Annotated in this window: 11 protein-coding genes; 9 read left to right on the top strand and 2 right to left on the bottom strand. The window is 67.7% G+C overall.

All coding sequences use genetic code 11. The features are described from left to right. Position 1 precedes the first annotated feature (1 nt). The 5 genes from AC07PA_RS06645 (at position 2) to AC07PA_RS06625 (ending at position 3,537) form a co-directional block, all read left to right on the top strand. On the top strand, positions 2-1,063 hold the full coding sequence (locus AC07PA_RS06645) for an ABC transporter ATP-binding protein (RefSeq protein WP_145694581.1): 1,062 nt from the start codon (positions 2-4) through the stop codon (positions 1,061-1,063). A 193-nt stretch (positions 1,064-1,256) separates the two neighbouring features. Further along, positions 1,257-2,228 carry a glucokinase gene (glk, locus tag AC07PA_RS06640; protein ID WP_494608663.1) on the top strand — a complete coding sequence of 324 codons (972 nt, stop codon included), beginning with the start codon at positions 1,257-1,259 and terminating at the stop codon, positions 2,226-2,228. Positions 2,229-2,230: 2 nt separating this feature from the next. Next, positions 2,231-2,644 carry an SMU1112c/YaeR family gloxylase I-like metalloprotein gene (gloA2, locus tag AC07PA_RS06635; protein WP_494608640.1) on the top strand — a complete coding sequence of 138 codons (414 nt, stop codon included), beginning with the start codon at positions 2,231-2,233 and terminating at the stop codon, positions 2,642-2,644. A gap of 240 nt (positions 2,645-2,884) precedes the next feature. Further along, complete coding sequence (locus AC07PA_RS06630) at positions 2,885-3,178, top strand: DUF4148 domain-containing protein (RefSeq protein ID WP_108016751.1); 294 nt, start codon at positions 2,885-2,887, stop codon at positions 3,176-3,178. A gap of 65 nt (positions 3,179-3,243) precedes the next feature. Beyond that, the gene (locus AC07PA_RS06625) at positions 3,244-3,537 is read left to right on the top strand and encodes a DUF4148 domain-containing protein (protein ID WP_494608641.1); all 294 of its coding nucleotides are present in this window, start codon (positions 3,244-3,246) and stop codon (positions 3,535-3,537) included. A 179-nt stretch (positions 3,538-3,716) separates the two neighbouring features. Here AC07PA_RS06625 and zwf read toward each other — a convergent pair whose 3' ends face one another. After that, entirely contained in the window at positions 3,717-5,171 is a 1,455-nt protein-coding gene (zwf, locus tag AC07PA_RS06620) for a glucose-6-phosphate dehydrogenase (RefSeq protein WP_007854008.1), read from the bottom strand. 190 nt (positions 5,172-5,361) lie between these two features. Between zwf and pgi the strand changes: the two genes are divergently transcribed. Together pgi and AC07PA_RS06610 are read left to right on the top strand one after the other, a co-directional pair. Further along, complete coding sequence (gene pgi, locus AC07PA_RS06615) at positions 5,362-6,924, top strand: glucose-6-phosphate isomerase (RefSeq protein ID WP_494608642.1); 1,563 nt, start codon at positions 5,362-5,364, stop codon at positions 6,922-6,924. Positions 6,925-7,017: 93 nt separating this feature from the next. After that, complete coding sequence (locus AC07PA_RS06610; RefSeq protein ID WP_145694578.1) at positions 7,018-8,232, top strand: AGE family epimerase/isomerase; 1,215 nt, start codon at positions 7,018-7,020, stop codon at positions 8,230-8,232. Positions 8,233-8,241: 9 nt separating this feature from the next. Here the strand turns inward: AC07PA_RS06610 and AC07PA_RS06605 are convergent, their stop codons facing one another. After that, positions 8,242-9,159 carry an SMP-30/gluconolactonase/LRE family protein gene (locus AC07PA_RS06605; RefSeq protein ID WP_494608643.1) on the bottom strand — a complete coding sequence of 306 codons (918 nt, stop codon included), beginning with the start codon at positions 9,157-9,159 and terminating at the stop codon, positions 8,242-8,244. Positions 9,160-9,261: 102 nt separating this feature from the next. Here AC07PA_RS06605 and edd point away from each other — a divergent pair, with 102 nt between their 5' ends. Further along, on the top strand, positions 9,262-11,031 hold the full coding sequence (gene edd / locus AC07PA_RS06600) for a phosphogluconate dehydratase (protein ID WP_494608644.1): 1,770 nt from the start codon (positions 9,262-9,264) through the stop codon (positions 11,029-11,031). Continuing rightward, on the top strand, positions 11,022-11,678 hold the full coding sequence (gene eda / locus AC07PA_RS06595) for a bifunctional 4-hydroxy-2-oxoglutarate aldolase/2-dehydro-3-deoxy-phosphogluconate aldolase (protein WP_494608645.1): 657 nt from the start codon (positions 11,022-11,024) through the stop codon (positions 11,676-11,678). Before edd ends, eda begins: the two co-directional genes overlap by 10 nt. Positions 11,679-11,784: the final 106 nt, after the last annotated feature.

Here is an 11,784-nt window from a genome sequence, read left to right as displayed (position 1 = left end):
CATGGCGTCTTCATTGGATATCGCGGGCATCAACAAGCGTTTCGGCAAGGGCGACAAGAGTGTCGAGGTGCTGCGCAAGATCGACATCCAGGTCGCTCCGGGCGAGTTCCTGATCCTGGTGGGCCCCTCGGGCTGTGGCAAGTCCACGCTGCTCAACATCATCGCGGGGCTCGACGAACCGACCGAGGGCGAGATCCGCATCGCCGGCAAGAACGTGGTGGGCATGCCTCCGCGCGACCGCGACATCGCCATGGTGTTCCAGAGCTATGCGCTGTACCCCACGCTCAGCGTGGCAGACAACATCGGCTTTGCGCTGGAAATGCGCAAGATGCCCAAGCCCGAGCGGCAAAAGCGCATCGACGAAGTGGCTGCCATGCTGCAGATCAGCCACCTGCTGGACCGCCGGCCCAGCCAGCTGTCGGGCGGCCAGCGCCAGCGCGTGGCCATGGGCCGGGCCCTGGCGCGCCAGCCGCAGCTGTTCCTGTTCGACGAGCCCCTGTCCAACCTGGACGCCAAGCTGCGCGTGGAGATGCGTGCCGAGATCAAGCGCCTGCACCAGGCCAGCGGCATCACCAGCGTGTATGTGACGCACGACCAGGTCGAGGCCATGACCCTGGGCTCGCGCATCGCCGTGATGAAGGGCGGCGTGGTGCAGCAACTGGGCACACCCGACGAGATCTACAACCACCCGGCCAACACCTATGTGGCGACCTTCATCGGCTCGCCCACCATGAATCTGCTGCGCGGCACGCAGGCGGCGGGGCAGTTCGCGGTGCAGGGTGTGTCGCTGGACCTGGCCGCGCCGCAGGCCGCGCCCGAGGTGATGCTGGGTGTGCGCCCCGAGCACCTGGTGCTGCAGGACACCTCGCCCTGGCGCGGCGAGGTCAGCGTGGTCGAGCCCACTGGCCCGGACACCTATGTGATGGTGGACACCGCCGCCGGCAGCATGACGCTGCGCACCGATGCCCAGACCCGCGTGAAGCCCGGCGACCGCGTGGGCCTGGCTGTGGCCCCGGCGCATGCCCACTGGTTCGACACCGGTACGGAACAGCGCATCGCGTGACGGCCAGGCCAAAGGACAGGGCCTGCGCTCGCAGTGCCCTCCCTTCGGCCTTGGTACATGGGGACTTTGACCCGCCCGCTTGCGGTGTTCTGGGGTAAAAACAGGTCTTGCACCGGTCCTGCCGTCCATCCGCCACTCTTTTTTGGGGTGACGCGTCTGCTGTGTTCCAGTGGATGCATTGCCTCCCATGCCCATGCCCGCAACACGCCTTCTCGCCGACATCGGCGGCACCAACATCCGCCTGGCCTGGCAGAACCCCGGCGACGACACCCTGCACGACACGCGCGTGCTGCAGTGCGCCCAGTACCCCACGGTGGACGATGCCATCCGCACCTACCTGGCCGAGGTGGGCATTGCTGCGCCGCAGGAGGCAGCCTTCGGCATCGCCAACCCGGTCACGGGCGATGCCATCCGCATGACCAACCACAGCTGGAGCTTTTCGCAGAAGGCGGTGCGCGAGGCCTTCGGCTTTGCGCGGCTGGTGGTCATCAACGACTTCACCGCCCTGGCCCTGGCGCTGCCCCTGCTCACGCCCGACCTGCTGCGCCAGGTGGGCGGCGGCCAGGCCGTGCCGGGTGAGGCCATCGGCCTCGTGGGGGCCGGCACCGGCCTCGGTGTCTCGGGCCTGGTGTTCCCGCCCCACTCGCCGGCCGGCGTGCCGCTGTCGGGCGAGGGCGGCCACGTCACGCTGGCCGCGCAGACCCAGCATGAATTCGACGTGTTGCAGGTTCTGCAGCAGCGCTATGGCCATGTGTCGGCCGAGCGCGCCGTCTCGGGCTCGGGCCTGGTGGACCTGTACCACGCGGTGCGCACCGTGGCCCGGGCGGGTGGCACCGAGGTGAACTCGGCCGCCCAGGTGACCGAGGCCGCGCTGCAGGCCAAGGACCCGCTGGCGCTGCAGGCGCTGGACCTGTTCTGCGGCTTCCTGGGCAATGTGGCGGGCAACCTTGCGCTCACGCTGGGCGCGCGCGGCGGGGTGTACATCGGCGGCGGCATGGTGCCGCGCCTGGGCGAGTGGTTCGACCAGTCGTCCTTTCGCCAGCGCTTCGAGGGCAAGGGGCGTTTTGCGCCCTACCTCGCTTCCATTCCCTGCTGGATCATCGATCCGAGCGCCACCCCGGCGCTCTATGGCGCCTCGCGCGCGCTCGACATCGCGGGCGGTTGAACATGGCCGGTGCGCCATCCTTGCCGCTTGCGGGCGTGCACCATGTGGCCCTCATCGGGTCGGACTACGCGCGCTCCAAGCGTTTCTACACCGAGGTGCTGGGCCTTGCCGTGGTGAACGAGACCTACCGCGCCGAGCGCCAGTCGTACAAGCTCGACCTCGCGCTGCCCGATGGCACACAGATCGAGCTCTTCTCCTTTCCCGAGGCGCCGCCGCGGCCCTCCTACCCCGAGGCCTGCGGCCTGCGCCATCTGGCGCTGCGCGTGGCCGATCTGCCTGCAAGCCTGCAAGCCCTCGCGGCCCACGGCGTTGCGGCCGAACCGGTGCGCATGGATCCCTTCACGGGCTGTCCTTTCACCTTCATCGCCGACCCGGACGGGCTGCCCATCGAACTCGTGGGGCCAGCGCCGGCATAGCCGCTTTCCTACGTCCAGCGCCATGCCGCCCAGGGTGTCCTGCGCGGCATTTTTCTTGTGCGCATTGTTCTCAAAACTGGAACAGACAGTTTGCGACTGGGTAGTTTTTCTCTGAACACGTGAGGCGTACAGTTCAACCCATCGATGAGCCGAACCCGCAAGGCGACTCACCGAACCCGGTTCGAAGTTGTTTTTGTCCCGGTTTTTTTGAGACGCTTTTTCACTTTAAGGATTTTCATCATGAACACGACCGCACGCTTCCTCTCCATCGCCGCTGTTGCCGCTTTCGCTTCCTTCGGTGCTTACGCCGACGAAGCCGATGCTTCGCAATTCGCCACCAAGTTCGAAACCAACCGCACCCGCGCCGAAGTGGCCGCCGAAGCCGCCACCGTGGCCCAGACCCGCAGCATCGAGCCCGCTGGTTCGCGTGTGGTGACCTACAAGTCCACCGCTGACCGCGCTGCCGTGCGTGCCCAGGCTGCTGACGCTGTTCGCACCGGCCAGATCTCTTTTGGCGAAATCGGCGCTCTGTAATCAGCGCCCCGGACTGGACTGACCCTCTGCCCAATCAATAAACAAAGTAAAGAATCGAGATCACCATGAACAAGACCGCACGTTTCCTGTCCATCGCCGCTGTGGCTGCTTTCTCCGCTTTCGGTGCCCACGCTGACGAAGCCGACAGCTCGCAGTTCGCCCTGAAGTTCGAGACGAACCGCACCCGCGCTGAAGTGGCGGCAGAAGCCGCTACCGTGGCACAGACCCGCAGCATCGAGCCCGCTGGCTCGCGCGTCGTGACCTACAAGTCCACGGCCGACCGCGCTGCCGTGCGTGCAGCAGCCGCCGAAGCCGTGCGCCTGGGCCAGATCCCTTCGGGCGAAATCAGCGCCCTGTAATAGATAGCCTTCCAAGGCTCGCCAGTTGCGGGCCTTCCCATGGTGGTGGCATTTCACGGTCGTGGGTGCCGCCACCATGTGGAAGTGTTTCCCCACCCTTGCCCTGAAACGGGCAATTGAAAAGGGCTCCCATTGGGAGCCCTTCTTTTGTTGGTGCCTGCAATGGCGCGTGCTGGACCTTACACCTCTTCACTCCAGCAGTAGCCGTCGCGCGCGATCATGGCGCTGGCGGCGCTGGGGCCCCAGCTGCCAGCGGTGTAGGGCCGTGGGCCCAGCGCGTCATTGCGCCAGTGCTGCAGGATGGGTTCCACCCAGCGCCAGGCCTCCTCTTGCTCGTCGCTGCGCACGAAGAGGTTCAGGCGGCCGGCGATCACGTCGAGTAGCAGGCGCTCATACGCACCCACGCGCTCGGTGCCGAAGCGCTGGTCGAAGTCAAGGTTCAGGTACACCTGCGACAGGGCCGGCTCGGTCTGGTGCTGGGCGGCGCCCTGGGCCATCAGGTGCAGTTCCAGCCCGTCCTTGGGCTGCAGGTTGATCACCAGGCGGTTGGCGGCGCCGGCCGAGGTGCGGAAGATCGGGTGCGGCACGGGCCGGAAGTTGACGACGATGTGCGCGTCGCGCCCCGCCAGCCGCTTGCCGGTGCGGATGTAGAAGGGCACGCCGGCCCAGCGCCAGTTGGAGATCTCGGTGCGCAGCGCGACGAAGGTCTCGGTGGTGCTGGCTGCGGCCACGCCTTTTTCCTGCAGGTAGCCCGGCACGCTGGCGCCATGCGTCTTGCCTGCCACATACTGGCCGCGGATCACGTGCTGGCCGATGGTCTCAGGGCTCCAGGGCTTGAGCGACTGCAGCACCTTGAGCTTTTCGTCGCGGATGGCGTTGGCGCTGGCGTTGATGGGCGGCTCCATGCCGATCGCGCACAGCAGTTGCAGGGCGTGGTTCTGCACCATGTCGCGCAGGGCGCCGGTCTGGTCGTAGAAGGCGCCGCGCGTTTCCACGCCCAGCTCCTCGGCAATGGTGATCTGGATGTTGGCGATGGTCTCGCGCCGCCACAGCGGCTCGAACAGGGCGTTGCCAAAGCGCATGGCGAACAGGTTCTGCACCGAGGGCTTGCCCAGGTAGTGGTCGATGCGAAAGACCTGTTCCTCCTTGAGCACGCGGCGCAGCGTGTCGTTGATGGCCTGGTTGGAGCGCAGGTCGTGGCCCAGGGGCTTTTCGAGCACCACGCGGGTGGTGGGGCCGTTCAGGCCCACGGCGGCGATCTGCTCGCAGACATTGGTGAACAGGCTCGGGGCCGTGGCCACGTACATCACCACCGACTCGGCATTGCGCTCGTGCAACATCTCGGCCAGGCGGGCATAGTCCTGGGTTTGCGACAGGTCCATGCGCAGGTAGTGCAGCAGGGCGCCGAAGCGTGCGAACTCGTCGGGGGTCGGCCGCTTGGCCAGATCCACACCATCGAAGCGTGACTGGATCAGGCTGCGGTATTGTTCATGGCTGAGCTCGTCGCGGGCCACCGCGATGATGCGGCCCCCTTCGGGTAGCGTTCCGTGGCGGAACGCCTGGAACAGCGCCGGCATGAGCTTGCGCCAGGCCAGGTCGCCGGTGCCGCCAAACAGGACAAGGTCAAAACTCATGGGGTCTCCGTGTCAGTGCATTTGTGTGATCGCGTGTGGCTCGAAATTGTAATCACGTTACATCGTTTTGTGTAGGACTGCAGAGCAACTGGCGTTCCAAGCTGTGTCTGCAACAAAAAAATACCAGACAGTTTTGGTAATCAAGTTACTATCTCGCCGTTTTCATTCTTTCGCCCCAGGTAGCCTTTCCATGTCCCTCCGTTGCGACCAGACCCCGCCGTGGCCCGCCTTGCAGGCCTTGTTCGACACCGAGGGACGCCACCTGGATCTGCGGCAGGCGTTCGCGCAGGATGGCGAGCGCTTCGGCCACTTCAGCCAGCAGGCGCCGCACATCTTTGCCGACCTGTCCAAGAACCTGTGGGACCGGCCGACCGAGGCTTTGTTGCTCGCTCTGGCCGAGGCCTGCGGGCTCGCCACCCAGCGTGACGCCATGTTCGCTGGCGAAGCCATCAACCACACCGAGGGCCGCGCGGTGTTGCACGCGCTGCTGCGCCGCCCCCAGGGCCTGGCACTTCCCGGTGACGGCGCCGACATCGCACAGAAGCTGGCCGAGGTGCACGACACGCTCGAAGCCATGCTGCAGTACGCCGAGCAGGTGCGCAACGACCGAGCGATCACCGACGTGGTGAACATCGGCATCGGCGGCTCGGACCTGGGACCGCACATGGCAGTGCTCGCGCTCGATGCGTTCCGCGCGGCCGGCAAGCGCCTGCACTTCGTCTCCAATGTGGACGGCCACGAGCTGCACGGCGTGCTGCAGGGCGTGAAGCCCGAGAGCACCTTGTTCCTGATCGCCTCCAAGACCTTCACCACGGCCGAGACCATGGCCAATGCGCGCTCCGCGCTGGCCTGGTTCGGTGCAGAAGGCGGCACCGACGTGGCGCGCCACTTCGCGGCGCTGACCACCAATGTGGAAGCCGCTGGCGCCCTGGGCATCACCACCACCTTCGGCTTCTGGGACTGGGTGGGCGGCCGCTATTCCCTGTGGTCGGCCATCGGCCTGCCGATTGCCATCGCCATCGGTGCGGCGGGCTTTCGTGAGCTGCTGGCCGGCGCGCATGCCATGGACGAGCATTTCCGCACCGCGCCGCTGGCCACCAATCTGCCGGTGCGCCTGGGCCTGCTCGATGTCTGGTACCGCAACTTCCACGGCTTCACCAGCCGCTGCATCGCGCCCTACCATGCCTCGCTGGGCCGGCTGCCGGCCTATCTGCAGCAGCTGGAGATGGAGAGCAACGGCAAGCGCGTGGGGGCCGACGGGCAGGAACTGCCGTACGCCACCTCGCCTGTGCTCTGGGGCGAGCCCGGTACCAACGGCCAGCACGCCTTCTTCCAGATGCTGCACCAGGGCACCGACGTGCTGCCGCTGGAGATCGTGGCCGTGCGCCAGGCCGCACACCCGCTGCCGGGCCACCAGGACAAGCTGCTCGCCAACGCCCTGGCCCAGGCCCAGGCGCTGATGGTGGGCAAGGCCAGCCCCGAAGACGGCCACCGCCACTTCCCGGGCAACCGGCCCAGCACGTTCCTGCTGCTCGACTCGCTGACCCCGGCCTCGCTGGGGGCGCTGATCGCGCTGCAAGAGCACCGCGTGTTTGTGAGCGGCAGCCTGTGGGGCATCAACAGCTTCGACCAGTGGGGCGTGGAGCTGGGCAAGGTGCTGGCGCGCGACCTGGAGTCGCGCCTGGCCTCGGGCGATGCGGCGGGGCTCGATGGCTCCACGGCAGGCCTGCTGGCGCGCCTGCGCGGCGGCTGAGCTGCCGCGCAGCGTTTTTCTTCCATTGCATTCACAACGAGGCGCCTTCAGGCGTCCAGGCCGCCCACCGCGGCCCAACGAGGAGACAAGCCCATGACTGCACCGCAGCCGCCCGATTTCCGTTCGCCCGCATTCCTGCATGCGCACATCCGCCAGACCATGGCGTTCTACGAGCCCGTGGCCACCGATGCGGGCGGCGGCATGTACCACTTCTTCCTGGACGACGGCACCGTCTACGACGAGCGCACGCGCCACCTGGTGAGCGCCACGCGCTTCGTGGTCACGCATGCCATCCTGTTCCAGACCACGGGCGAGGCACGCTACCGCAAGGGCATGGAGCATGCGCTGCAGTTCCTGCGCGCGGCCTTCCTCGACCCGGCCACCGGCGGCTACGCCTGGCTCATCGACTGGCATGGCGGGCATGCCACCTTGCTCGACGCCACGCGCCACTGCTACGGCATGGCCTTCGTGATGCTGGCCTATGCGCGTGCGCACGAAGCCGGCGTGCCCGAGGCGCGGCAGTGGCTGGCCGAGGCCTTCGAGACGGCCGAGCAGCATTTCTGGCAGCCGTCCCAGGGCCTGTATGCCGATGAGGCCACGCGCGACTGGGCGCTGTCGGACTACCGCGGGCAGAACGCCAACATGCATGCCTGCGAGGCCATGATCTCGGCCTTTCGCGCCACGGGCGAGCGGCGCTACATCGAGCGTGCCGAGCAACTCGCGCAGGGCATCTGCCAGCGCCAGGCGGCGCTGTCGGGTGGCTGGGTGTGGGAGCATTTTCGCGCCGACTGGTCGGTGGACTGGGACTACAACCGCCACGACCGGACCAACATCTTCCGCCCCTGGGGCTACCAGATCGGCCACCAGACCGAATGGGCCAAGCTGCTGCTGCAGCTCGATGCGCTGGCGCCTGCGGACTGGCACCTGCCGTGCGCGCGCTTCCTGTTCGACGCCGCGCTGGACAAGGGCTGGGACGCCGCGCACGGCGGTATCGTCTATGGCATGGCGCCCGACGGCAGCATCTGCGACGACGGCAAGTACCACTGGGTGCAGGCCGAGAGCATGGCCGCCGCCGCCGTGCTGGCCGTGCACACCGGCGAGCAGCGCTACTGGGATTGGTACGACCGGATATGGGCCTACTGCTGGCAGCACTTCGTGGACCACGCGCATGGCGCCTGGTTCCGCATCCTCGACGGCCGCAACCGCAACCACACGCGCGAGAAGAGCAACGCCGGCAAGGTCGATTACCACAACATGGGCGCCTGCTACGACGTATTGCTGGCGCTGGGTGCGCAGCGCGCACCCTGAGCGCGGGTCTTACAGTGCCGCGCTGGCCTGGAAGAAGTTCACGGGCAGGCCCGGCACCTCGACGGGCAGGCTGAACAGCGAGCCAGCCGGGATGGCTGCATCCAGTTCCTCCTGCGGCCGCCCGGCGCGCGCCGAGGTGATGTACAGCGTGCGCAGTTCCTCACCGCCAAAGCAGACCATGGTGGGGCATTGCACGGGCACGGCAATGCTCTGCAGCACCTGGCCTTCGGGCGAGAGCTGCAGCAAAGAGGCGCCTTCGTACATGGCTACCCAGTAGTTGCCCTGCACGTCCACGGCCGCGCCGTCGGGCCGGCCGCCATAGGGCTCGCCGGCCACCTTGGGCGGGAAGGTGGCCCAGGGCGTGCGGCCCTCGATGCTGCCGGTGGTGGCATCGAAGCCGAAGCGGTCGATGCGGTGCTCGGGCGTGTTCGACCAGTAGAGCCAGCGGTCGTCCGGGCTGAAGGCCAGGCCGTTGGCAGTGAAGTTGTCGCCGGCCATCTTCTGCACCCGAAAGCCGCCTGGCGCCGCCTCCAGCCGCCACAGGGCCGCGTCGGGCGCCGTGCGGGGGCTGATCACCGAGCCGGCCCAGAACCGGCCCGCCGAATCGCAGCGGCCATCGTTCAGGCGCAGCACACGGGTGTCGTGCGCGGCGGCAGGGAGCAGGGCCAGACAGGCGAGGGCGCCGCTCACGGTATCGAGCAGGTAAAAGCCGTCCCGTAACCCGATTACTATTTTTTGACCACCCGCCGGTGCGCAGCAGCCGGGCTCGGAGGGCATATGCCAGGTGCGCAGGCGTGCGCTGGCCGGATCCCAGGCATTCACCCGTTTGCCTTGGATGTCACACCAGTAAAGGGATGTTTCATGGGGGTGCCAGAACGGCGATTCGCCCAGTTCCGAGGGCGGCAGGGGCAGGGTCTGCAGGGACATTGGCTTGATCCGGGATGGTTATCGAGTTACATTCTAGAGGCTCCGACCGGAGCCGTTGTCTCTTTTCCCCACTACCCAAATCCACCCCCGATGGAGCATTCCATGCATTCAGTCGTAGCGCGCGTGACGGCCCGCATCATCGAACGCAGCAAGGACACCCGCGCCGCCTACCTGGCCACGGTCGACGCCATGGTCCAGCGCAAGCCCCCGCAGGACCGCATGGGCTGCGCCAACCTGGCCCATGCCTATGCCGCGCTGCCAGGCTCCGAGAAGTTCAAGGTGACGGTCGAGAAGGCGCCCAACATCGGCATCGTTACCGCCTACAACGACATGTTGTCGGCCCACCAGCCCTACCAGAGCTACCCTGCGCTGCTGCGCGACGAGGCTGCGCGCCACGGCGCCATGGCCCAGGTGGCCGGCGGCGTGCCCGCCATGTGCGATGGCGTGACCCAGGGCACGCCCGGCATGGAGCTGTCGCTGTTCTCCCGGGACAATATTGCCATGGCCACCGCGGTAGCGCTGTCCCATGACGTGTTCGATGGCGTGCTGCTGCTGGGCGTGTGCGACAAGATCGTGCCCGGCCTGCTGATCGGCGCGCTGCACTATGGCCACCTGCCCTGCGTGTTCGTGCCCGCCGGCCCCATGGGCTCGGGCCTGCCCAACAAGGACAAGGCCAAGGTGCGCGAGCTCTACGCGCAGGGCCTGGTCGGCCGCGACGAATTGCTCAAGGCCGAATCGGCCGCGTACCACAGCCCTGGCACCTGCACCTTCTACGGCACGGCCAACAGCAACCAGATGCTGCTGGAAGCCATGGGCCTGCACGTGCCCGATGCCGCATTCGCCCCGCCGGGCAGTGGCGAGCGCGAGGAGTTCACGCGCCAGGCCATGCGCACCGTGCTCGACATCGGCAAGCGCGGCAAGCGCTTCACGCCCATCGGCCATGTGGTGGACGAGCGCTGCATCGTCAACGCCATGGCCGCACTGTTGGCCACGGGCGGCTCCACCAACCACCTGATCCACTGGGTGGCGATCGCGCGCAGCGCCGGCATCCTGATCGACTGGACCGATTTCGACGACCTGTCGTCCGTGGTGCCGCTGCTGGCCCGTGTCTACCCCAATGGAGACGCCGACGTGAACCAGTTCCAGGCCGCGGGCGGCCCGCCCTGGATCCTGCGCGAACTGCTGGCCAACGGCCTCATGCACCCCGACGTGCTGAGCGTGAACGAGGGCGGCATCGCCGCCGGTGGCCAGCCCGCGCCCGCCACCTCGGGCGACGAGGCCGTGCTGCGCCCCGTGGCCCAACCGTTCTCGCCCACGGGTGGCCTGCGCCTGCTGCAGGGGCGCCTGGGCCGTGCCGTGATCAAGGTTTCGGCCGTGCCGGAGGACCGCCACATCATCGAGGCGCCGGCGCGCGTGTTCGACTCGCAGGAGGAACTGCTCGCGGCCTTCAGCGCGGGCGAGGTGCAGCAGGACATGGTGGCCGTGGTGCGCTTCCAGGGCCCGCGTGCCAATGGCATGCCCGAGCTGCACAAGCTCACGCCGCCCCTGGCCGTGCTGCAGAACCAGGGCTTCAAGGTGGCGCTGGTGACCGACGGCCGCATGAGCGGCGCCTCGGGCAAGGTGCCGGCTGCCATCCACGTGACGCCCGAGGCGCTGGGCGGCGGGCCGCTGGCCAAGGTGCGCAACGGCGACATGGTGCGCGTGGACGCCGTGGCCGGTACGCTCGACGTGCTGGTGGACGAGGCCGAATGGTCTGCGCGCACCCCCGACGAATGCAAGGCGCCCGTGGCCACTGGCTTCGGGCGTGAACTGTTTGCCAACTTTCGCCGCCATGCAGGCGGCGCTGAACAAGGAGCCTGTACATGGCTGTGAATGCCTCCACCCCTGCCCTGAACCCGCTGGACATCGCCAGCTACGGCCCGGTGATTCCGGTCATCGTGATCGATCGTGTCGAAGACGCGATTCCCCTGGCCGAGGCCTTGCTCGCCGGCGGCGTGAAGGTGCTCGAAGTCACGCTGCGCACGCCTGCAGGCCTGCCCGCCATCGAGGCCATCGCGCGCCAACTGCCCGAGGCCGTGGTCGGCGTGGGCACCGTGCTCAATGCCGAGGATGCGCGCCGCGCGAGCGAGGCCGGTGCCCGCTTCGCCGTGAGCCCGGGCTACACCTCGGCGGTGGGCTCGGCCTGCAAGGGGCTGAACCTGCCCCTGCTGCCCGGCGTGGCCACCTCCAGCGAGATCATGCAGGCGCTGGCCGATGGTTTCCAGTTCCTCAAGCTGTTCCCGGCAGAGGCCGTGGGCGGCATCCCGTTGCTCAAGTCCTGGGCCAGCCCGTTTGGCCAGGTGAGCTTCTGCCCCACGGGCGGCATCACCAATGCCACGGCGCCCAACTACCTGGCGCTGGCCAATGTGCGCTGCGTGGGCGGTTCGTGGCTCACGCCCGGCGATGCAGTGCGCTCGGGTGATTGGGCGCGCATCACGCAGCTGGCGCAGGCCACGCAGTCGCTGCGGCCGGCCAGCTGAGCGCAGCTTCTCCCGGTGGGCCGCTGACCCATTCCTCTCACACGCGGCTGAAAAAAGGCCCGCAGGCGAATCGCCTGCGGGCCTTTTGCATGGGATGGAGCCCGCC

This window comes from Acidovorax sp. GW821-FHT09B03, from assembly GCF_059418305.1.
This window is presented reverse-complemented; position numbering and strand designations above follow the sequence as displayed.